24 protein-coding genes are annotated in these 20,247 nt (G+C 62.2%); 8 read left to right on the top strand and 16 right to left on the bottom strand.

Going from position 1 to position 20,247, the window contains the following annotated elements:
* Positions 1–87 precede the first annotated feature (87 nt).
* From Q0897_RS12925 to Q0897_RS12935, 3 genes are all read left to right on the top strand, one after another.
* Positions 88–426, top strand: a complete 339-nt coding sequence (locus tag Q0897_RS12925) for a P-II family nitrogen regulator (protein ID WP_202086306.1) — start codon at positions 88–90, stop codon at positions 424–426.
* A 17-nt stretch (positions 427–443) separates the two neighbouring features.
* Positions 444–1,781, top strand: a complete 1,338-nt coding sequence (locus Q0897_RS12930; protein ID WP_299309860.1) for an ammonium transporter — start codon at positions 444–446, stop codon at positions 1,779–1,781.
* A gap of 208 nt (positions 1,782–1,989) precedes the next feature.
* Entirely contained in the window at positions 1,990–2,328 is a 339-nt protein-coding gene (locus Q0897_RS12935; protein WP_299309861.1) for a P-II family nitrogen regulator, read from the top strand.
* Between the two features lie 10 nt (positions 2,329–2,338).
* Here the strand turns inward: Q0897_RS12935 and Q0897_RS12940 are convergent, their stop codons facing one another.
* Together Q0897_RS12940 and Q0897_RS12945 are read right to left on the bottom strand one after the other, a co-directional pair.
* Positions 2,339–2,782: a TIGR01244 family sulfur transferase gene (locus Q0897_RS12940; RefSeq protein WP_299309862.1), complete on the bottom strand. Its 444-nt coding sequence runs from the start codon at positions 2,780–2,782 to the stop codon at positions 2,339–2,341.
* Positions 2,779–3,582 (bottom strand): TerC family protein, encoded by an 804-nt coding sequence (locus tag Q0897_RS12945; RefSeq protein ID WP_299309863.1) that lies wholly within the window; start codon positions 3,580–3,582, stop codon positions 2,779–2,781. The genes Q0897_RS12940 and Q0897_RS12945 overlap by 4 nt, the downstream gene beginning before the upstream one ends.
* Positions 3,583–3,845: 263 nt before the next feature.
* Between Q0897_RS12945 and Q0897_RS12950 the strand changes: the two genes are divergently transcribed.
* The 5 genes from Q0897_RS12950 to queC all read left to right on the top strand — a co-directional run bounded on the left by Q0897_RS12950 (position 3,846) and on the right by queC (position 8,536).
* Positions 3,846–4,628 (top strand): cold-shock protein, encoded by a 783-nt coding sequence (locus Q0897_RS12950; protein WP_299309864.1) that lies wholly within the window; start codon positions 3,846–3,848, stop codon positions 4,626–4,628.
* A gap of 167 nt (positions 4,629–4,795) precedes the next feature.
* Complete coding sequence (locus tag Q0897_RS12955; RefSeq protein ID WP_299309865.1) at positions 4,796–5,974, top strand: aspartate aminotransferase family protein; 1,179 nt, start codon at positions 4,796–4,798, stop codon at positions 5,972–5,974.
* Entirely contained in the window at positions 5,971–6,900 is a 930-nt protein-coding gene (gene argF, locus Q0897_RS12960; protein WP_299309866.1) for an ornithine carbamoyltransferase, read from the top strand. Before Q0897_RS12955 ends, argF begins: the two co-directional genes overlap by 4 nt.
* 11 nt (positions 6,901–6,911) lie before the next feature.
* Positions 6,912–7,799 (top strand): Hsp33 family molecular chaperone HslO, encoded by an 888-nt coding sequence (locus tag Q0897_RS12965; RefSeq protein WP_299309918.1) that lies wholly within the window; start codon positions 6,912–6,914, stop codon positions 7,797–7,799.
* 44 nt (positions 7,800–7,843) lie between these two features.
* Complete coding sequence (gene queC, locus Q0897_RS12970) at positions 7,844–8,536, top strand: 7-cyano-7-deazaguanine synthase QueC (RefSeq protein ID WP_299309867.1); 693 nt, start codon at positions 7,844–7,846, stop codon at positions 8,534–8,536.
* Between the two features lie 61 nt (positions 8,537–8,597).
* Here queC and Q0897_RS12975 read toward each other — a convergent pair whose 3' ends face one another.
* The 14 genes from Q0897_RS12975 to Q0897_RS13040 form a co-directional block, all read right to left on the bottom strand.
* On the bottom strand, positions 8,598–9,716 hold the full coding sequence (locus tag Q0897_RS12975; protein ID WP_299309868.1) for an OmpA family protein: 1,119 nt from the start codon (positions 9,714–9,716) through the stop codon (positions 8,598–8,600).
* A 204-nt stretch (positions 9,717–9,920) separates the two neighbouring features.
* A complete protein-coding gene (locus Q0897_RS12980) occupies positions 9,921–10,394 on the bottom strand; it encodes a DUF2793 domain-containing protein (RefSeq protein ID WP_299309869.1) in 474 nt (157 codons plus the stop codon).
* An 18-nt stretch (positions 10,395–10,412) separates the two neighbouring features.
* Complete coding sequence (locus Q0897_RS12985) at positions 10,413–12,602, bottom strand: phage tail protein (RefSeq protein ID WP_299309870.1); 2,190 nt, start codon at positions 12,600–12,602, stop codon at positions 10,413–10,415.
* A 16-nt stretch (positions 12,603–12,618) separates the two neighbouring features.
* Positions 12,619–13,017 (bottom strand): hypothetical protein, encoded by a 399-nt coding sequence (locus Q0897_RS12990; protein WP_299309871.1) that lies wholly within the window; start codon positions 13,015–13,017, stop codon positions 12,619–12,621.
* A complete protein-coding gene (locus Q0897_RS12995; RefSeq protein ID WP_299309872.1) occupies positions 13,014–13,835 on the bottom strand; it encodes a DUF2163 domain-containing protein in 822 nt (273 codons plus the stop codon). The genes Q0897_RS12990 and Q0897_RS12995 overlap by 4 nt, the downstream gene beginning before the upstream one ends.
* Positions 13,832–16,180, bottom strand: coding sequence for a DUF2460 domain-containing protein (locus Q0897_RS13000; RefSeq protein WP_299309873.1), 2,349 nt, complete (start codon positions 16,178–16,180; stop codon positions 13,832–13,834). The genes Q0897_RS12995 and Q0897_RS13000 overlap by 4 nt, the downstream gene beginning before the upstream one ends.
* 19 nt (positions 16,181–16,199) lie before the next feature.
* Positions 16,200–16,766 (bottom strand): tail tape measure protein, encoded by a 567-nt coding sequence (locus Q0897_RS13005; RefSeq protein ID WP_299309874.1) that lies wholly within the window; start codon positions 16,764–16,766, stop codon positions 16,200–16,202.
* Positions 16,759–16,974 carry a phage tail assembly chaperone gene (locus Q0897_RS13010; RefSeq protein WP_299309875.1) on the bottom strand — a complete coding sequence of 72 codons (216 nt, stop codon included), beginning with the start codon at positions 16,972–16,974 and terminating at the stop codon, positions 16,759–16,761. Before Q0897_RS13010 ends, Q0897_RS13005 begins: the two co-directional genes overlap by 8 nt.
* Positions 16,971–17,291 (bottom strand): gene transfer agent family protein, encoded by a 321-nt coding sequence (locus Q0897_RS13015; RefSeq protein ID WP_299309876.1) that lies wholly within the window; start codon positions 17,289–17,291, stop codon positions 16,971–16,973. The genes Q0897_RS13010 and Q0897_RS13015 overlap by 4 nt, the downstream gene beginning before the upstream one ends.
* A complete protein-coding gene (locus Q0897_RS13020; RefSeq protein WP_202086266.1) occupies positions 17,288–17,701 on the bottom strand; it encodes a phage tail protein in 414 nt (137 codons plus the stop codon). Before Q0897_RS13020 ends, Q0897_RS13015 begins: the two co-directional genes overlap by 4 nt.
* Before the next feature lie 24 nt (positions 17,702–17,725).
* Positions 17,726–17,995: a hypothetical protein gene (locus tag Q0897_RS13025; protein ID WP_299309919.1), complete on the bottom strand. Its 270-nt coding sequence runs from the start codon at positions 17,993–17,995 to the stop codon at positions 17,726–17,728.
* Between the two features lie 109 nt (positions 17,996–18,104).
* Positions 18,105–18,281 (bottom strand): hypothetical protein, encoded by a 177-nt coding sequence (locus Q0897_RS13030; RefSeq protein ID WP_202086262.1) that lies wholly within the window; start codon positions 18,279–18,281, stop codon positions 18,105–18,107.
* On the bottom strand, positions 18,278–18,841 hold the full coding sequence (locus Q0897_RS13035) for a head-tail connector protein (RefSeq protein ID WP_299309877.1): 564 nt from the start codon (positions 18,839–18,841) through the stop codon (positions 18,278–18,280). Before Q0897_RS13035 ends, Q0897_RS13030 begins: the two co-directional genes overlap by 4 nt.
* Positions 18,842–18,987: 146 nt before the next feature.
* Positions 18,988–20,127: a phage major capsid protein gene (locus Q0897_RS13040; RefSeq protein WP_299309878.1), complete on the bottom strand. Its 1,140-nt coding sequence runs from the start codon at positions 20,125–20,127 to the stop codon at positions 18,988–18,990.
* Between the last annotated feature and the right edge of the window lie 120 nt (positions 20,128–20,247).

Consider the following 20,247-nt stretch of genomic DNA (forward strand, 5'->3'; position numbering starts at 1 on the left):
TTCGCGGCCGAGTCCGTTACTGGCACGCGCCTTGCTATGTGCTGGGGAGCCGGCGACGGGCCGGTCGAGCAATCGAGGGGGATAGGCGTGAAATTCATCATTGCCATCATCAAGCCGTTCAAGCTGGACGAGGTGCGTGAGGCGCTGAGCGGCATCGGCGTCGCCGGCATGACCGTGTCGGAGGTGAAGGGGTTCGGTCGTCAGAAAGGGCAGACCGAAATTTACCGCGGTGCGGAATATTCGACCAACATGCTTCCCAAGGTGAAGCTGGAAATTGCGGCCGCCGACTCGCTCGCGCCGCAGATCGTCGAAACGATTCAACAGGTCGCAAGCACCGATTCCATCGGCGATGGCAAACTCTTCGTCCTCGACCTTGCCGCCGCCACGCGCATCCGCACGGGCGAATCCGGCGACACCGCGCTTTGAAACAGGGGGTTTCGAACATGTATCGCATCTATGCAAAACTGGGCGCAGCCGGGATCGCTGCGGCCGCCGTGGCCGCGCCGCTCGCCGCCTTTGCCCAGCAGGGCAGCGCCGAGGCGGTCGAAGCCGTCGCCGTGGGCGGGGGCACCGCCTATATCCTCAACACCTTGCTGTTCCTGATCGGCGGCTTCCTCGTCATGTGGATGGCGGCGGGTTTCGCCATGCTCGAAGCCGGCCTCGTCCGCACGAAGAACGTGTCGATGCAGTGCCTCAAGAATATCGCGCTCTATGCGATTGCCGGGATCATGTTCTGGTTCATCGGCTACAACATCGCCTATCCGGGCGATTTCAACGGCTATTTCGGTCTTTCGGGGATCATCTACCCGATGCAGGGTGTGGGTGAGGCCGATGTCGAGACGGGCTATTCCGTCGCGTCCGACTGGTTTTTCCAGATGGTGTTCTGCGCCACGACCGCGTCGATCGTTTCGGGCACGCTGGCCGAACGGATCAAGCTGTGGCCGTTCCTGCTGTTTACCGTGATCCTGACCGGCATCATCTATCCCACCGTCGTGAGCTGGGAATGGGGTGCAGGCTTCCTTGACCAGATGGGCTTCTCCGATTTCGCCGGCTCGACGCTGGTGCACTCCACCGGGGGCTGGGCGGCACTGACCGGGGCGTTGATCCTAGGCGCGCGGCTTGGCCGATATGGCGCCGATGGCAAGGTCATGGTCTTCCCTGGCACCAACATTCCGCTGGCGACGCTCGGCACCTTCATCCTTTGGCTTGGCTGGTTCGGGTTCAACGGCGCATCGCAGCTCGCCATGGGAACGGTCGGCGACGTGTCCGACGTGTCGAAAATCTTCGTGAACACCAACATGTCGGCCTGCGCCGGGGTGGTGACCGCGATCGTCCTCACGCAGATCCTTTACAAGAAGGTCGATGTGACCATGGCGCTCAACGGTGCGCTGGCCGGTCTGGTGTCGATCACCGCCGAGCCGCTCACGCCGAGCGTGCCAGCCGCGCTCTTCATCGGTGCCATCGGCGGCGCGCTCGTGGTGGCGGTGGTTCCGCTGCTCGACAAACTGAAGATCGACGATGTCGTCGGCGCCATTCCCGTCCACCTTTGTGCGGGCATCTGGGGCACGCTGATCGTTCCGCTCACCAATGGCGACGTGCCGTTCATGGCGCAGCTCATCGGCGTTCTCGCCACCGGCGTGTTCGTCTCGATCGCCAGCGCCATCGTCTGGTTCGCGCTCAAATTCACCATCGGCCTGCGCCCGACCGAAGAGGAAGAGATGCTCGGCCTCGACCGTGTCGAGGTGGGTGTCGATGCCTATCCGGAGTTCGTCAATCGCTGAGGCGCGTTGACATCTTTCTTGGCGGGGCGGGGCTTTCTCCTCTCCTCACCCCTCTCCGCCTCCACGCGTTCCTCCTGCGAACGCAACTCGGGCCGGAAGCATCACGCTTCCGGCCTCTTTTTTCGCATATCATGCAGGGGTTGCGATATTGGCGCCGCGCCGTCAGAACCGGTGTCCCGCATTCAAGGCCAGGCAAAAGGCGCAGACTATGAAATATATCATCGCCATCATAAAGCCGCACAAGCTGGAAGAGGTGCGGTCCGCGCTTGCCGACCTTGGCATTGCGGGCATGACCGTGAGCGAGGTGAAGGGCTTCGGCCGGCAAAAGGGCCAGACCGAAATCTATCGCGGCGCCGAATATGCGGTCAACATGGTGCCGAAGGTCAAGCTGGAGATCGCGACCGACGACATGCTCGGCGAGCGGGCGGTCGAGACGATACAGTCCGTCGCCAGCACGCAGGCAATTGGCGACGGCAAGATCTTCGTCTTCGATCTCGCCGAGGCGGTTCGGATCCGCACGAACGAGACGGGCAACAACGCCCTTTAGATCAAGGCGGTCAGCTTTCCGCCCGGCCGGCCGACAGCATGTCGATCATCTGACGGATGGGCGACACGTCATATCCGGCCTGCGCGGCCTTCGATGCGATCACCGCCGGCGGATCGCCCCGTTTCGCGGCGGCAAGCGCCCACAGCATCGTCGAACGCGTGCCCGACCGGCAATAGGCCAGCACCGGCCCGTCGGCATCCTCCACGGCGGCGAGCATGGCATCCACCTGTCCCTGTCCGATACCGGCATGGGTGACGGGGATCGCGACATAGTTCAGCCCGGCGGCGCGGGCCTCGGCGGCGATGGTTTCGCCTTCGGGCTGATCCGCATCCTCCCCCTCGGGGCGGTTGTTGACGATGGCGGTAATGCCAAGCTTGGCGGCTGCGGCGATGTCGTCTGCCGAAATCTGCGGGCTTGCGTAAAAACGGTCGTCGATCTTGCGAAACTGGGTCATGCGATTTCCTGTTTGGCGGCGCTGTTCTTGAGGCGGCGATTACGCTGGGCCATGTTCAGCACCTCGACCGCGACGGAAAAACCCATCGCCGCATAGATGTAGCCCTTCGGCACGTGAAACCCGAAACCATCGGCGATGAGCACCAGCCCGATCATCACGAGGAAGGACAAGGCGAGCATGACGAGTGTCGGATTGTTCTCGATAAAGCGCGCAAGCGGGTCCGCCGCCACGAGCATGATGCCGACGGTGATGACCACGGCCGTCACCATGATCGGAATTTCATCGGTCATGCCGACCGCGGTCAGGATCGAATCGATGGAAAACACCACATCGAGCGCGATGATCTGAACGATGGCGGCGGTGAACGTAAGCTCGGCCGCGCCCTTCGTTTTATCGAGCAGGTCCCCCGAATTGTCCTCGGGCTCCATGCTGTGGTGAATTTCCTTGGTCGCTTTCCAGAGGAGAAACAGCCCGCCCGCCAAGAGGATGAGGTCGCGGCCCGAAAACGCAGTTTCGAATGTCGGCTGTCCATGCGGGCCGGGCGCGCCGCGAAGGCCGAGATCGAAAAGCGGGGTTTGCAAAGTCACCAGCCAGCCGATGAGCATGAGCAGACCGATTCGCATGACCAGCGCGAGAATGAGACCGATGCGGCGGGCCTTCTGCTGTTGCTCGGCCGGCAGCTTGTTCGACAGGATCGCGATGAAAACGAGGTTGTCGATGCCGAGCACGACCTCGAGCACGATCAGCGTCAGCAGGGCCGCCCAGGCAGACGGATCGGAGAGAAGCGAAAGGATATCCACCGCTTGCCCCTGCCAAGATGCGACGGTTTGCGCAAGGCGGCGATGGCACGCGCGCATCGAAAATTTCGCCTGCCGGCGCCGCGCTGCACGAGGATTGCCGATGTCATGCGCAAATCATTCGCTATTGGTTCCAAAATGATTTATGAAAAAGAATGTCAGTGGGAATCCTTCATCAACGATGCGGGGTCCGATCGCATGGCGTGCCCCGTCCGCTCGCCATGGGATGATAGGCTTAGGGCGCGATTTGGGAATGTTTTCGGTTTATGGGTTTTGATAAAGGTCGGCGCGGCAGGGGTCGCGACAAGCGCGAAGGTTTTGGCGAAGACAGCTACGACCCGTTCTCGCAGGGCGGCGGTTTCGGGGGAGACCGCGGCGGCTTTGGTCATGATCGCGGGAGCGGTTTCGGCCAAGATCGCGGCTATGGTGATCGCGGCGGCTTTGGCAATGACCGCGGCGGGTTCGGCAGCGACCGCGGCGGCCCCGGCGGCGGCGGCGGTGGCGGTTTCCGCGGCGGCGGTGCTGGTGGCGGCGGCGGTCGCATGCCGGCACAGGTGGTCGGCACGGGCCGCGGCACGGTGAAATTCTTCAACTCGCAAAAAGGCTTTGGCTTCATCCAGCGCGATGATGGCGGCGAAGATGTGTTCATTCACATCAGCGCGGTCGAACGTGCCGGCCTTGAAGGCCTGGGCGAAGGGCAGGAACTGGAATTCAATCTCGTCGATCGCGGCGGCAAGGTTTCGGCCGCCGACATTCAGGTCGTCGGCGACATTGTCCCGCCGAGCGCGGGCGGTCCGGCCAAGCGCGAAGCGCCGCAGCGCGAGCTGACCGGTGAAAAGGCGACGGGCACGGTCAAGTTCTTCAATTCGATGAAGGGCTTCGGCTTCATCACCCGCGACGATGGCGCGGCGGATGCGTTCGTGCACATCAGCGCGGTGGAACGGTCGGGTCTTCGCGAGCTGAACGAAGGCGACCGGGTGGAATTTGACCTTGAAGTTGACCGCCGGGGCAAGCATTCGGCCGTCAATCTGGTCCCCGTGCAGGGTTGATTGAAAGCGCTTGCGTGCAGGGTTTGACCCCGCGCTTGCGACAATCTAGAGAGTTGCAGATGGCGGCACCGGCAGGTGTCGCCATTTGTCGTTTCTGAAATTGTCGGACTCGGTGCGGGTCCGGCATCGGAATACAAGCCAGCAATATCATACAAGGAAGCCATGTCATGTCGATCACCCCGTTGATGCCCGTCTATCCGCGCTGCGACGTGCGTCCGGTGCGTGGTGACAATTGCCATCTGGTTTCGGAGGATGGACGGCGCTTCCTGGATTTTGCCAGCGGGATCGCGGTGAACCTGCTCGGCCACTCCCATCCCGGACTGATCGGCGCGATACAGAAGCAGGCCGATACCTTGATGCACGTGTCCAACCTGTATGGCAGCCCGCAGGGGGAACGCCTCGCCAAGCAGCTGGTCGACGCGACCTTTGCGGACACGGTATTCTTTACCAATTCCGGTGCCGAGGCGGTCGAAACGGCCATGAAGACGGCACGTGCCTATCACCAGTCGGAAGGTTCCGCCGAAAAGTTCGAGATCATCACCTTCGACATGGCATTCCACGGGCGGACGATGGCCACGATCAGCGCATCGAATCAGGAAAAGATGCACAAGGGGTTTCAGCCGCTTCTGCCCGGCTTCCGCTACGTCGAATTCAACGATCTCGACGCTGCGAAGGCGGCGGTCGGGCCGCATACGGCGGGTTTCCTCGTCGAGCCGGTGCAGGGGGAGGGCGGTATCCGCGTCGCCGATCATGCGTTCCTGAAGGGGCTTCGGGATATTGCGGATGCGAATGATCTGATGCTCATCCTCGACGAGGTGCAGTGCGGCGTCGCGCGGACGGGATCGATGTATGCCTACGAGCAATTCGGCATCGAGCCAGATATCCTTGCCACGGCAAAGGGCATTGGCGGTGGTTTCCCGCTCGGCGCCTGTCTCGCGACCGAGAAGGCAGCGCGGGGCATGGTCTTCGGTACGCACGGGAGCACCTACGGCGGCAATCCGCTCGCCATGGCGGCGGGAAGCGCGGTGATGGATGTCGTCACCGACGATGCATTTCTTGCCCACGTTAGCGAGATGGGACAGAAGCTGCGTGGCAGGCTGGAGCAGTTCATCGGCAATTACCCCGAACTGTTCTGCGAAGTGCGTGGTCTCGGCCTCATGCTCGGCGTGCGGATGACCGTCGAAAGCCGGCCGTTCGTCGCGCATCTGCGCGACCATCATGGACTGCTCACCGTGGCGGCGGGTGAAAACGTCGTCCGGATCCTGCCTCCGCTGGTCATCGAAGACACGCATATCGATGAATTCATGGATAAGCTGTCTGCTGGCGCTTCGGATTACAAGCCGTGAGCGTTCGGCATTTTCTGGATCTGTCCGACGCAGGATCAGACGCGATAACGCGCATGATCGACGAGGCGAAGTCGAGGAAATCCGACCGGACCGGTTGGGCAAAGGGGCGCCCCGATGCCGATGCACCCTTGGCCGGGCACACGCTCGCCATGATTTTCGAGAAGAACTCGACCCGGACGCGTGTCTCCTTCGATATGGCGATGCGCCAATTGGGCGGCACGTCGTTGATCATGGAAGCAGGAAGCATGCAGCTGGGACGCGGCGAGAGTATCGCCGATACGGCGCGCGTGCTGTCGCGGATGGTCGATGCGATCATGATCCGCACCGACGATCATGCAAAGGTCGAGGAAATGGCGCGCCACGCGACCGTTCCGGTGATCAACGGCCTCACCGATCGTTCGCACCCGTGTCAGATCGTCGCGGATCTGCTGACCATCGTTGAGCATGGAAAGCCGCTGAAAGGATTGGAGCTAGCCTGGTTTGGTGACGGCAATAACGTGCTGCACTCGATCCTAGAAGCAGCGGGCCTTATGCGCTTTAATGTGCGGTGCGCCGTTCCTGATGGGTTCGCCCCGTCCGCTGAATTCCTCGCCTTCGCCAGGGAAAAGGGTGCGCGTATCGATGTCGTGACCGACGCGCGCGTCGCAGCTCGGGATGCAGATATTCTCGTCACGGATACCTGGGTATCCATGGGGCAGGCGATGGCCGATGAAAAGATTGCGGCGATGCAGCCCTATCAGGTCAATGCGGAACTCATGGGATGCGCAAAGACTGATGCAGGATTCCTGCACTGTCTGCCAGCTCATGTCGGCGACGAGGTGACGCAGGACGTCTTCGAAAGCGAGCGGTCCTGGGTGTGGGACGAGGCAGAAAACAGGCTTCACGCACAAAAGTCGATCCTGCTGTGGGCGTTGGGGCGGTTGTGACTGAAATCGAAATGCCGGGATCCGTTTTCGATTCGCTCGTCGCGTTTTCGATTCCCGATCGGGACGCTCGCGGGCGTTGCGTCCGGATGGGGCCGGTTCTCGACACCATCCTTTCGGCGCACGATTACCCGCCGCCGATTCGTCATCTTCTTGCAGAAGCCCTGATTCTGACCGCTCTCATGGGGTCGCTTCTGAAAGGGGAAGGCGGTCAGCTAACCATGCAGGCACAGTCGGCTTCGGGACTGATCGACCTGCTGGTATGCGATTACCGCGATGGGGCCGTGCGCGGCTACGTCAAATACGACGCGGAAAGCCTGGCGGCGCATGGTTCGAATATGGCTCTCCGCGATCTTTTCGGTGAGGATGCGCATCTGGCGATGACGTTCGATCTGGCAGAAAAGAAGCAGCGGTATCAAGGTATCGTGCCGCTGGACGGGGCCGATCTTGCTCAAGCGTGCGAGAGTTATTTCAGACAGTCGGAGCAAGTCCCGACGATCATGCGCGTGGCGGTCCGTTTCGATGGCACGCATTGTATCGCCGGTGGATTGCTGATTCAGCATTTGCCGCAGGGCGAAGAAGGCCGCGAGCGGCTCCACGTGAAGATGGACCACCCGGACTGGGAACATATCGCCGTCATGGGTGGGAGCGTTCGGCATTCCGAACTGGTCGATCCGTCGCTGACGATCGAGCAAATCTTGTGGCGTCTGTTCCACGAAGAGAGCGAGATACCCATCGAGCCCATGCCTGCACTGGTGCGTGGATGTCGATGCACGGCCGAACATTACATCGACGTGCTTTCGCGCTTTCCGCAAGAAGAACGGGTCGAAATGCGCGCCGATGATGGTCTGGTTCACGTCGACTGTGCGTTTTGTTCGAAGGTATTCCGGATCGAAGTTTGACGCCCCTGCTTGCATGGCATGGTGTCGAACGGTAGCGATTTGGAATGATTGAAAACAACGGAAGTTATAAACCGGCGGTCGTCCTGCTGTCAGGCGGGCTCGATTCCATGGTGTCGGCAGGCATCGCGAAAGAGCTTGGCTATGCCATCAATGCTCTCACAATAGATTATAATCAGAGGCACAGGCGGGAACTGCAAAGTGCAGCCCGGATCGCTCAGACCCTGGGCGCCACCCGCCATTGTATCCTGCCATTGGATCTGAGTGTTTTCGGAGGCTCTGCGCTTACCGATGACATTGCGGTGCCAAAGGACGGTCTGGGCGATACGATCCCCGTGACCTATGTGCCGGCCCGAAACCTTGTGTTCTTGTCGCTTACCCTTGCTTGGGCGGAAACGATCGGAGCGGAGGACATTTTTATCGGGGTGAATGCTCTGGATTATTCCGGATATCCCGATTGTCGACCGGAATTTATCTCCGCTTTTGAAGATATCGCCAATCTCGCGACAAAGGCGGGGGCAGAGGGGAGCCGTTTTCGCATCCAGGCGCCCCTTCAGCACTTGGGAAAGGACGAGATCGCAGCGGAGGCATTGCGCCTTGGGCTCGACCCGGCGTTGAGCTGGTCGTGTTATGACCCGCGTTCCGATGGCAGGCCGTGTGGGCTATGCGACAGTTGTCGTTTGCGGAGAGATGGATTTCGAAAGATAGGAGCTGAAGACCCTCTCGATTATCCTGACTAGAAAAACGAAAAAGGGGCCGGATTTCTCCGGCCCCTTTCTTTTACCGATGGTGATCGGCTGCTTACATGCCCGAACCCGGACCGTAGGTGATTTCCACCCGGCGGTTCTGAAGTTCACGGACACCGTCCGCAGTCGGAACACGCGGGTTGGCCTCACCAAACGCCTGGCTAGTGATAGCGGTACCCGGAATGCTGCGCGCCGTGAGGTACGAGCGAACCGACTGGTTACGACGCTCCGACAGACCCTGGTTGTACTGCACCGTACCCGAACGGTCGGTGTAGCCAGCCAGCATGATCGGAACGCGGTTGCAATTGCCATAGGCATTGATCGCGCTGTCGAGAATGGTCGCTGCTTCCGGCGTAACCTCGGCCGAATCCCAATCGAAGAACACGATATAGGGGCCGGTGTTGCATTCCGCGACCGGAGCCGGCGGCGGCGGGGGCGGCGGCGGCGGGGGCGGCGGGGGCGGCGGGGGCGGCGGTGCGACCGGAGCCGGCGGCGGCGCCATGCCGAAGTTGAAGGTCAGCGTGCCAAGCAGCGAGTGCGAGGTGAAATCACCCGACGTGTCGCGACCAACGCTGTCGATGAAATCGGCGCCGTCGAGATTGAAATAACGATACTTCAGGCCGACGTCGATCGTTTCGGTCAGAGCGGCACGCACACCGGCGATTGCCTGCCATGCGAAACGCGTGTCGGAATCGTCGAGGAAGCCGGGGCCGTTGCTGTTGACCGTGCCGTCCACATCCAGACGACCAACGCCAGCACCGCCGCCGACGAAGCCTTGAAGGCCATCGTCATCGCCGAAATCGACCATGCCGTTCAGCATGAACGAAAGCACGTCAACCGAACCGTTGGCGTCAAAAACGCCATTCACGAAATCGTCGTTGCCAAAGCTCGGGATCGAGGAATTCGATTCCAGCTCGTCAATGTCGGCCTTCTTGTAGGCGCCTTCCGCTTCGAGACGGAACATGCCGAAGTCGTAACCGACCGCGCCACCGAAATCACCGCCATATTCGAAATCGGCACTTGCCGCGTTATCAACGGCACCAATGTCGAAGTCCATGTCTTCGACAATCATCGGACCGGCATTCAGTTCGACATACCATGCATTGTCGCGGGCAAAAGCCGGCGAGGCGATGACTGTCGAGGCCATTGCCATGCCTATTACGAGTTTACGCATAAGCGTTTCCCCTTATTATCCAAACTATTGATAGAGGCCACGATGCAGCTTCTATCGTCCATTATAAACGCACGCAAGCGCCGAAGAATTGTAATGCGTTGCATTTGCGCATCACCAAGTTCTCAGGGCGGTCACTTCGACAATAGGCTTAAATTCTACCCTCACGTTATCGGGCAAAACCAACGATCTGGCGCTTCGTTCCCGTCAGGATACAATTTCTTGCCCACCTGTCAGAATGCCCGCGCGGACCATCGCTTCGCGAAGCGCGGCAATGGCGGCCCGGGCTTCGGTGTCGACGATAGGTCCGCCGCCAGGCAGTTCGACTTCCTGCGCAGAGACCCATTCTCCGTCGAACCGGCGCTGCTTGCCAAGCGTGCGGTCAAATACGAGCATGGCCGGGCTTGGCGCGGCGAAAAGCCACTGCCCTTGCTGACGACAGGCGATCTTGCCGTCCTGTCCCTGAAACGCTCCGCTCGCTGCATTGGCTACAATCCAGTTTTGCCCATTCTGCGGGGTTGCCGGTTCGCTGGAGGCAATCCCCTCCACCACGCATTGCATCAAGGCATCGACACGCGAAAGCGCTTCATTGACGAAATATTCCTTTTGCGCCTGCGCGGCATAGAGCATGGGAAAGGCAAAACGAGGGGTGCTCTCGTCGAACGTCACCGGTTCGGTCATGGGATATTCCTTTCAAATTCAAGGTGCTGCGGGCAATGCGAGCACGAGAGGCAGCGACAACGAAACGCGCCCGCGCTGTCGAATTTCGATCGTCCTGAGGGGCGCAAGCCGCTCGGCGTCGAGCGGTGAAATCAGAAGGCTGGATGTCTTGGTTTCCCAGAAAAGAGTATCGCCCTCTGCTGTTCGCGCCGAGATTTCGTAAGCCTCGCTTGCCTCGTTCAAGGGTGTTTCGACCTGATTAAGCCATTGCCATCCGCCTCGCGCCCGGCGGACCCAGTTCACCAAGATCGAGCCGTCGGCCAATGTTTCGGCGCGGCCATGAACGGGGACAAGCGGCCTCAGCGACAGGCCCGCATTTTCAAACGGTGCGACCACCGGCTCCGGGTCCGAATTGCCCAGCGCCACGATCGCATCGGGCACCGGGTTGTCGATTGCGGATGGCGGAAGCGGGGTCAGCCGCTCATCCAGAAGCACGAATTGTGTTCCCGGTTCGTGGCCGGCAATTTCGGCTTCGGTGCCGCCGCGTCCCCGGAGGAATTGTTCGATCCGCCAGCGCCCATCGCCAAGGGCGGTTGCTTTTGCGAACTGGACGATTTCCGATCCGATTCGGGCACGATTGGCACCGTCGGCAAGCGACGCCATGTCACAATCAACAAGTGCCTCGTCGCTTGGCAGCAATTCGATGACCACGCCGCCATCCCGGTCAACGATGTGGGGGGAGGCGGCCCGCAGCCGCGTTGTCAGCGTCCCGATCACCGCGCGGCTGCGCAGCGCCGGCCGAACGTATGCAAGCGCGCCGCCACCCGTTTTTTTATAAAGTGCAGCGCCGGTCCACCCCGCCGCATCGGACGATGTCGCGGCGTATCCCGTCGGTACGTCGGATGGCCCGATGCCATCCCAGGGAAGCTCGAACACAGCCAGTGATGTCGATCCACCGATCCGGTCGACCGCCGGATTTCCCTGTCCGGTCGCGCCGGTCGGCATGTTTCCAATCTGACCGACCGTGCGAAGGGCCTCGAGCTCCAGCTCGATGCCGCTTTCCCGCCACTCCCACGACAGAACCTGCCAGAGCCCTCGCTCACCGGGCACGATGACATGCGCGCCTGGCCGAATATCAGGATGTATCGTTGCGATCCGATAGGCCATCGTTTCGCGGCGCGCATCGCTTCGCGCCGCGATGCGGTCGGCGAGCCGTCGTGCGTCGTTCGCATGCATCGTGGCAGGAAATTCGATCGTTTGTGGCCCCTGGGCCACCGCTCTGCCTCCACTGCGTTGGAGGCCTGGCTGGTAGTCGCGGTCCTTGTCATAATAGCGAAGAGCGATCTGCGTGCGGTCAGACTTTGCCGCCCGCTGACGCGAGATGCCGGTCCGCCGCCCGAAATCGTCGTCGGTGCCCATCGCGGTCGGCGGCAGGACAACCGGCGTTCGCGAATGATCGGGTGTCGCATCGACGAGAGCGAGCGTTTCATTGCGGGTATCGCAGGCAAGGGGATAGGCAGTCGACAGTTCCTCGAGAAGTGCGGCGTAGGAACCCGCTTCGTGACTGAATCCACGCAGTCCCGGCAATTCCACATTCACCTCGCCCGAAGCACCGCCGATCATGTCAATCAGCCTGATGTCGCCGCCACGTTCGACGACTTCGAATGTAAGCGCGGGAATGCGGTTTCCGAATTCGGAAAGATCGAGATCCTCGAACACGACATAGGCAATGTCGCGAAAGGCTGGCGTACGACCGCTTCCCCTGTCGCTCGCAATAAGCGGGTCGAGCGGCTGATCGCCATATCCGCGATAGAGCCGCATGCCGCCGCCGACTTTCAGGTCGCCCGCGCTGCCGCGCAGCAGATTGCCATCGGCCCAGATCCGCCCGACCGCTTCGATTGGCGCGCTCGACAGGGCGATGGCGAGAGACACCGAGTAGGAATAGCTCGTAACTCCCGGTTGTCCCTTACCGCCGCCGGTGCTTTCCTTGCGTTCGACGAGGTCGGTCGCCCAGATGATCGTTCCAGCTGTGCGCACCGTGCCGAAAATGCGGGACAGCGGCTGGCCATAGCTCGACATCGTGACCGAGAGGTCCTTGAGCCGCGGCCCCTCCCGCGAAGGCGTGCCGATGATCGCCTGATCGACGGACCGTCCGGCCAATGCCCCAAGCGCCCCACCCAGCGGACCGCCAAGAGCCGTGCCGACGGCCGTCAGTACCAATGTAGCCATCTTTCGTTCTCCTTCGTTATCGGGAAAGGCGCCAACGATGGGCTATGCGCCACCCCGGATCGATCGGGCCGGCAACGATCCTGCGCAAACCTGCGTGCGCGTGAATGAAATCAGGGCCAAAGCCGCGGATCGCGACGTGGGGCTGCATGCGATGAACCCAGGCCAGAACGACGTCGCCCGGCGTGTCTCCATCCGCGGGCCATAGTCCGCATTTCTCCGCATAGCCGAGATAGCATTCGATATCGTCGTTTCGCAGCCTGTAGCCCACGGGCAGTTGCGGCGCCCTTCCGACTGCCGAAAGCGACGCGTGGAGCAGCCCGATGCAATCGAGTCCCGTGGCCGGATCGCGGCCGTGAATTCGAAACGGGGCGTCCAAAAACTGCATCGCGGCATGCGCAAGCTGTTCGCCGATCACGATCCCGGGACCGGATAGCGCGTGAGCAGATCGTTACCTGGAAGAAATGGCTCGCCCCGAAAATTGATGGCGTTGCCAAATCTTTCGGCGCAGGTTTCGAGCCGATGATCGCACCCTTCGCGTAAAAGTGCGCGTGCCCCCGGGCCGATGTCCTCCGGGATGTCGGGGTCGAGCAAAAGCCTGCCGCCATCGACGGCGATGACCCGATGAACGACGCCGGCCGCATCGCCATCCAGCCATCGCAGTGTGCCATCGAGAAAGTCCGCGGCGGTCATCTGGCCGGATATGGAAATGGAATTCTGGCTGCTATCGACCGCGATGATTTTTGTCTCGTGGCTATGACGCGCACTCGAAAGATTGCAGCCAGGACCGCAGAAAAGCGCCCGACACGTCGGACTTGTCCGCGGGATGGGATCAATCGCCAAACGGGCCTTGCTCGATGTCAGTTCGGCCTCGAATGCTTCCCCATCGCGCGCAACCCGTCCGATCATGCCGGTAAAAAGGATTTCGTGTTGCAGATTTTCCCAATCGACGATCCCGATTTCGACCCTGGCATCATCGTAACGGCCAGCGACGAGATCGCTGCCAGTGATCGCCCGGTGATCGAGTGCGCCCTGAACTTCGGCACTGTCCGGGTCGAGTTGCGCGGTCATGCGGATTGCCGATGGCACCATACCGGGGGCGCTACGGTGTCGAATATCGTCGATGAGAAGATCCCGGTCATGCGAGGTGAAGCCAAGCGTCACCCCGTCACGACGATAGACACGCCAGTAGCTCGCGACCGTTTCCAGCTCGCCGGAAAACCAGTGACGAGTCATACCGCCTCCCGCAATTCGATGAGCGGCACGCTGGGCGCTTCACCGGCTGCAAAGACCGCGCTATTCACCTCGATCCGGTCCTCTGCGAACCGGACCGGAACGTCGAAGAGAAAGCCGGCGCGCACATCGGCATTCCGCGGTGCGGGCTTGTCCAGGCGTATGACGCCGAGGTGATCGAGCGTCCACGCATCGGTTTCCACTCCGTCCACGCTGACCATGACAGTGCCCGGCTCCGGTCGGGTGATGCGGCGGATCTGAGCATCACTTCCCACGCCGTAATGCTTCACAAGTTCGAAACGCGTGCGAACGCCATCGCCGATACCCAGAAGCTGGTCATACGGCGTCGGCGTACCCGACATTGCCATGGAGCTGAAGTCGTTGGGATCGCGCAGGCGAAATCCGCGCGCGGCACCCCGCCGCGCCCGGAAGAACGACAGCAGGACGCCAAGCTCGTGTTCCGAGCGAATGCCCGGTCCCACGTCGAATTTCAGACGCGCATCGGACCACAAGGTATTGCGATGCTCGTGTCCCGAAGCGGTCACGACGATGCTGGTCGAAAATTCCGGCATCACGGCTGTGCCGTTGCCAAGTGCGAGAGGGTAAGGAATATCGTCGAAGGCTTTCATGTCATCTTTCCCTTCGTCATCATCAGGCCCGCTTCCCGCGAGGCGAACGTAACCATCGCGCATGACCTGCGGCGATGCCCATACGAAGCGGCGGGGCACGCCGCGTTTGGCCGCCTCGTCCAGCCCTTCGTCGATGAGCGGCCACATGCGCGACGCATCGCGTGCGAGGAGGACGAAGCCCGAGAGGTAATCTTGCAAGGATTTCGGATATTTAAGCCTTGCATCCGTTTCGGCGTATGCTTCTTCCCGCAGATTGGCACGCCCGGCGGTGAGCCAGTCATAATCCTCGAGCTGGAGCCGGTCGAAAGCCGGGTAGGCCCAGCCGATGGGGAGATTCGCACGCCGGGCCTCGGGCATCGCGGGGTCCAGCACGGTCGGCAAGAACGCCAAGAGCCGCAGATCGACTGCGCCCCCCGCCTCGTCGCGTACAGCCTCTCCCAAAGCTTTCGTGGATGCAGAAAGCAGCGCACCTGCCGTGTCGAGAAGCTGTTTCTGGGCTTGGTCCAGCGGAGCGGTCAGCGTGTCGATGCGGGGTGGATTCCCTCCGAAACGAGCCACCGCCGCATCGTCATATAGACAGATACGTCCGTCCGAAAACATCCACCACCACGGTTCGCCGATCTGAAACCGCACGGGAACGCCGGCCCGTTTCATCAGGTCGGCAGCCGCGCGGCCGACCCGCTGAAGATAGCTCATCGCCTCATCGTTGGCCGGTGACAAAAGCGATGAGGGCGGCTCCCAGCCGGTCTGAGCCGGATTGCCATCCGCGTCGCGCTGCTGCCACTCTGGCGGGCAATGCATGGCCAGCAATTCGTAAGACAGCGACGCGATCGGTTCGAATCCCGTCCGTCGACATTCGGCGAAGAAAGCCAGATGCCAGGCGGCGGCGGCATTGTTCAAAGCCGGAGCCTGATCATCCACCCGATATTGCGCATCTCCTGCTGCGATGAGCCGGAAATAATGGCTCATTCCCATGTAGTGGACGATTTCCCCGCGATAGCCGAGAGCCCGGATATTCCGGATCAGGCGCGCCGGTGTCTGGGTGCCGCTATCGTCGAAGGCGGTGCACATGCCGATGCCGTGCGGCGGGACCATCACGTCGCCGATTTCCAGAACGGCGTTTGCGCCATCCACCGTAATATCGCTGATCTCGACAAAACTTTCGACCGCGCCCGGCAGATCCCCACCCGCAGGATCGTATCCGGGCGGAACCAGCGAGAAGAAAAGCCGGTCGATATCCGCGCAATGGACCGGATCCGCCTCCGCCGGAAGCAGAAATCCCCCGGCGAGATCGGAAAAATCGAGCGTGATGCGCGCGTCCTGCGGCGTGCCCTGCGCGTAGTTCCAGAGGCGCACATACCAGGCGCGAGCCTGGCCGCCAGCGTCGCGCCCCTCGATCGTCAGCGTCGGCCCGTTTATCGCGTCCAGCGGCATGATCCCCGTCGAGCGCCAGCGAAACGAAAGCTTCAGCCGCCGGTAATCCCGGTTCGTGGCATAGGCGGTCAGCGGATGATCGATCGTATCCACGCTGTCCCAGATCAGCCCGGTGAGGTCATCGGCCCGGTAGAAGGTGCAATCGACGCGCAGGGCATCGACAGCCGTCGTCGTCACCGCCGCCATCATCGGGCGTGGAAAATTCACCGTCCAGAAACGGGGATCGAAGCGCTGAATATAGTCGGTTTCCTGCCCCTTGCGGTTCTTTGCGAGCCAATAAGCCACGATGGCCCCCTTTCTTTCATTATGTCAGCAAAGCCCGGCGCACTGCGCTTGCCACCTGTCGGCTGGAGCGCTGCAGGCTTTGCGCGGAGCTGCTTCCGGGCGGGGTCACGAGATTGATGGACACGCGCACATCGCGTGCCGGCGCGGAGGCGGTGCCGGTTTCCACCCGCCCTGCGCTGGTCGGTACGAACAGTTCGGGACCGCGCTCGCCCACGAGATATGGCATGTTGGGCGACACGTTGCCCCCTGTCGCCCGCCCCGGCAGGCCGAGCACGGCGCCCAGAAGGCCCGTTCCGATCCCGAGCAATCCGCCGCCGCCCCCGCCGGAAATCTGATCGAGACCGGTGCGCAGGGCACGCCCGGCAATATCGTCGAGAACCCGCATCGCGGTGCGTTTCAGATCCTCGAATCCGAGATTGCCCGTCCGGATCGCACCGAGAAGGCTGCGTTCGAGCACGCTCCCCGCCCGGTCGAAACCCGCGGTCAGCGTGGTATCGAAATCGGCGCGCATCTTGGCGATATCGCTGGCGAAACCCTGCGTGCTGGCCCGCACGTCGATCAGCATGGTGTCGAGTTCTTCATCCATTATCGCGCTCCATCATCCGTTGCATCTCATCGCGTGCAAGCGGCTCTACCGCGCCCGTTTCGGGGCTGCGCATCGCGGTCAGGATGCAGGCCAGTTCGGCCGGCGTCGTTTCCCAGAATTCGGCCGGTCGCCAGCCAAGCAACATGGCGCAATGACCACACAGCCGGTCGGCGACCGAGGCGAATGTCCCCTCCCGCGCGCCACTCATCCGCTGCCCTGGAGGATCTGTGCGAGGATCGCGCGAAGCGGGCCGGCACTTGCGGCAAGCCCCTGCGCGGCGATGGCCTCGCCGACGTCCTCGCGCCCGATATCGCCGCGATCGGCGATACAGTGCCAGAACAGCGCCGTCATCTCGGCCAGCTTCAGCCGTCCATCGCCCGCACGTTCGACGAGTTCGAACAGCGGGCCAAGCTCATCCTCGGCTGCGACGAGAGCGTTGAAGCTCGGGCGCAGGCGGCGCTTGCGACCGGCAATCTCGATCGTAGCCTCGCCGCGCGCGGCATTCGCCGTTTCGCCGGGCATCATGCCGGCACCGCGACGACAGGCCCGCTGCTTTCGAGCGAGACGGTATAATTGCGCTCGCCGTTGAAATCCCCGGCGTAATCAAGCCGCTGTACAAGAAAACGGCCCTGCATGCGCGCGCCATCCTCGAAGCTCAGTTCGTAATCGTCGATGGTGCCGGCGAGAACGTGATCCCGCATGGCGTTTTCTGCCTCGCTTCCCAGGAATATGCCGGCGGCGCTGACGGAAACCTGACGTACGCCTGCACCCGAAAGTAATTCGCGCCATCCGCCCGACAGCTTGCTAGTGATGACGACTGCGTCGCTGGTGATCGACATCTGCGTCGTGCGCAGGCCAGCGACGGTGCGATAGCTTCCCGGACTTTCGGCATTGCGAATCTTCAGCAGGAATGCGCTGCCTTTTTGTGCGGTCATGGGGTGTTCTCCGTTGGGAAAGGGTCAGTGCGCCAGAAGGCGGAAACGATATTCGAAAAGAATGGCGCGGACGGCGGGACGGCGCTGCTCTGTACGGGCGCGGAGGAAATGCGCGCTCACGATGGTGAAGCCGTCCTGCTCTTCCGAAATATCCTCGATCGCTTTTTCGATGCGGCGGACGAGCAGTGCCGCCGTCGCGGGATCGTCGCCGCGGCATTGCAATTCCACCGCGACGCGAATTTCGCGCCCGCGCCCGGTCTTGTGGCTCCAGTCGGTGCTGGCGCTCGTCGTGATGGCGAGCTAGGGAAGGCTCGCCCGAGCAGGCGCCTCCTCCGTGATCGAGTTCAGCTCGCTGGACAGGACCGGATTTTCGGCAAAGGCGTTGAGCATCACGCTGCGCAGTTCAATTTCCATCGGAACTCTCCCGATCTTGGAAGGCAAGGTCCGGCCACAGCCAGTCAGCGCGGCGCCAGCGTTCCTCTGGCGGCACGCGGCGGCCAGTCTTGCGGCGCACACGCGCCCGGTTCAGGCCCGCCGAAACAAGGCGCGCCGTATCGAAGATGATGTCGGCGCGGATCATATGAGTCGCATCCGGCGCCACGGGTGCCACAAAGCGGTCACCGCCATGGGCGGAGCGGGCGTTCCGTCGCCTGTATCGCGGGCGCGATGGTGATGCGCCGCAAGCCGCAGGACACCCTGGCGCAACGCATCCGGCAGCGCGTTCCATCCCGGGGCCATCCCGGCGGTGAAATGCACAGCCACGCGGCGCGCGCCATGGGCGTCGATGATACGGAACCGTCCCGTTCCGTCGGCATCCAGTTCCATGGCGCAGGAATCGGATGGAAGCAGGGCGCGAACCCCGTCCGGAGAAACGGTTTCGATGGATGCGATGCGCTGCACCGGCCGTGTCGACAATGTCTGCCACTGTCCGGGCGCGGTTTCTGTCCGGGTGGGCCAGATCTCTTCGCAATAGGCTTCGATCGGGCGCAAGCCGGTATAACTTTCGCAAATATCGAGCGCAGAGTGGAGCAGGGCGGTCAGCAGCGCATCCTCGCGCGTGGTGTTGATGCCCAGCCATTGCTTCAGTTCGGCAAGGGCCGAGGCCGGCAATGGCACGGGCGCGATGATGGCGCGCTTCATGATGGGCAGCCTTTCGTGTCGGTTGGGGCAAAAAAATGCGCCCGTGCATTGGCGTTCGGGCCAAGGCACGGGCGCATCAGTTCGGAATGCGCGAAGGGGACACACACGCATCCCGGCAGAAGCGAGAGCTTCCGACAGGGTCCGGATTAAGCCTCGATGCGAAGCAGCTTGATCGCTTCGGAATCGAGCACCTGCCCGCCGATCCGCTTCGTCGCGTAAAAGTGGACGAAGGGCTTGTGCGTGAACGGATCACGCAGGATCGCGGTCGCCGAGCGTTCGGCGATCAGATATCCGGCGCGGAAATTGCCGAACGCGATCGGGCATTCGCCGGCCGCGATATCGGGCATGTCCTCCGCCTCCACGATCGGATAGCCGAGCAGCCGGTCCGGCTGGCCCTCGACCATGCCGGGCTGCCACAGGAAGGCGCCGTCGGTCGTCTTCAGCTTGCGCACCGCCGCCATCGTGGACGAATTCATGACCCAGCTCGCACCTTGGCGATGCGAGGCCTTGAGCGTATGCACGAGATCGATGAGCCGTGCTTCGGGTTCCGCATCGAAACCGATATCGTCACCCGATCCGATATATTGCAACGCGCCGAAGCCGCGCGCCGCATCGTCGAGCGTGGACAGCGGCGAATTGAGAAAGCCCGAAGGCTGATCGACACCGGTGCCCGAAACGAAGGCGCTGCCCTCGGCCCGTGCAAACTCCGCCGCGATCTCTCCGGCGAGCCACATTTCGAGATCGAAACCGGCATCGTCCAGCATGGCCTGGCTCGCCGCGGGGTTGGCGAAAAGCTCGCCGGTCGGCGGAGCGATTTCGTGGAACGCCGGCGTCGAGGTTTCGGGCCGTGCCGCAGTTTCGCTGACCCAGCCGGAGGCGGTGCCCCCCGCCGTGATCAGCTTGCGATAGCCGGCCGTGCCGGTCTGCACGACCTGCGCGATCTGGCGGATCGGGCTGATATTGGAAAGCGTGCGGGCGATCATGGCATCGATTTCGCGCGGCACGGCATAACCGCCATCGCCCGGCACCATGCCCGACATGCTCTTCAGCTCGGTTTCACGGCCGCTGCGCAGATAGCCGTCCACGAACCCTTCGACCTCTGCGGTCCGGGCGGGCTGCCCGCCGTCGAGCACGGGGCGCGCTGCGGCCCGGCTCACCTTTTCGAGCCTGTTGCGGATCTCGTCGACATCGGTGCGCAGCGTCTTGATCTTGTCGTCGGCGGCGTCCTGACGGGCGACGATGTCGAAGGAAGCGTCGAGGCTTTCCGTCTTGTATTCCATATCCATGGGGCAAATAACCTTTCGCACGTGAAAAAGGCCGCCTTTGGGGGCGGCCGTTCGGGGTGCCGCTCGCAAGCGGGCGGGCGGCATGGGCATCGCTTGCTTGGCGAAGCGAATGGGGAAAAA

The organism is uncultured Croceicoccus sp., from assembly GCF_947496385.1.
GTDB lineage: Bacteria > Pseudomonadota > Alphaproteobacteria > Sphingomonadales > Sphingomonadaceae > Croceicoccus.

Coding starts and splice junctions, on each gene's coding strand:
- Q0897_RS12950 (WP_299309864.1), top strand. CDS start 3,846: ATGGGTTTTGATAAAGGTCGGCGCGGCAGGGGTCGCGACAAGCGCGAA.
- Q0897_RS12995 (WP_299309872.1), bottom strand. CDS start 13,835: ATGACTCGTCACTGGTTTTCCGGCGAGCTGGAAACGGTCGCGAGCTAC.
- Q0897_RS12975 (WP_299309868.1), bottom strand. CDS start 9,716: ATGCGTAAACTCGTAATAGGCATGGCAATGGCCTCGACAGTCATCGCC.
- Q0897_RS12935 (WP_299309861.1), top strand. CDS start 1,990: ATGAAATATATCATCGCCATCATAAAGCCGCACAAGCTGGAAGAGGTG.
- Q0897_RS13005 (WP_299309874.1), bottom strand. CDS start 16,766: ATGGATGAAGAACTCGACACCATGCTGATCGACGTGCGGGCCAGCACG.
- Q0897_RS12985 (WP_299309870.1), bottom strand. CDS start 12,602: ATGGCTACATTGGTACTGACGGCCGTCGGCACGGCTCTTGGCGGTCCG.
- queC (WP_299309867.1), top strand. CDS start 7,844: ATGATTGAAAACAACGGAAGTTATAAACCGGCGGTCGTCCTGCTGTCA.
- Q0897_RS12940 (WP_299309862.1), bottom strand. CDS start 2,782: ATGACCCAGTTTCGCAAGATCGACGACCGTTTTTACGCAAGCCCGCAG.
- Q0897_RS13015 (WP_299309876.1), bottom strand. CDS start 17,291: ATGATGCCCGGCGAAACGGCGAATGCCGCGCGCGGCGAGGCTACGATC.
- Q0897_RS12980 (WP_299309869.1), bottom strand. CDS start 10,394: ATGACCGAACCGGTGACGTTCGACGAGAGCACCCCTCGTTTTGCCTTT.
- Q0897_RS12930 (WP_299309860.1), top strand. CDS start 444: ATGTATCGCATCTATGCAAAACTGGGCGCAGCCGGGATCGCTGCGGCC.
- Q0897_RS13010 (WP_299309875.1), bottom strand. CDS start 16,974: ATGAGTGGCGCGCGGGAGGGGACATTCGCCTCGGTCGCCGACCGGCTG.
- Q0897_RS13030 (WP_202086262.1), bottom strand. CDS start 18,281: ATGATCCGCGCCGACATCATCTTCGATACGGCGCGCCTTGTTTCGGCG.
- Q0897_RS12955 (WP_299309865.1), top strand. CDS start 4,796: ATGTCGATCACCCCGTTGATGCCCGTCTATCCGCGCTGCGACGTGCGT.
- Q0897_RS13020 (WP_202086266.1), bottom strand. CDS start 17,701: ATGACCGCACAAAAAGGCAGCGCATTCCTGCTGAAGATTCGCAATGCC.
- Q0897_RS12965 (WP_299309918.1), top strand. CDS start 6,912: ATGCCGGGATCCGTTTTCGATTCGCTCGTCGCGTTTTCGATTCCCGAT.
- Q0897_RS13035 (WP_299309877.1), bottom strand. CDS start 18,841: ATGAAGCGCGCCATCATCGCGCCCGTGCCATTGCCGGCCTCGGCCCTT.
- Q0897_RS13040 (WP_299309878.1), bottom strand. CDS start 20,127: ATGGATATGGAATACAAGACGGAAAGCCTCGACGCTTCCTTCGACATC.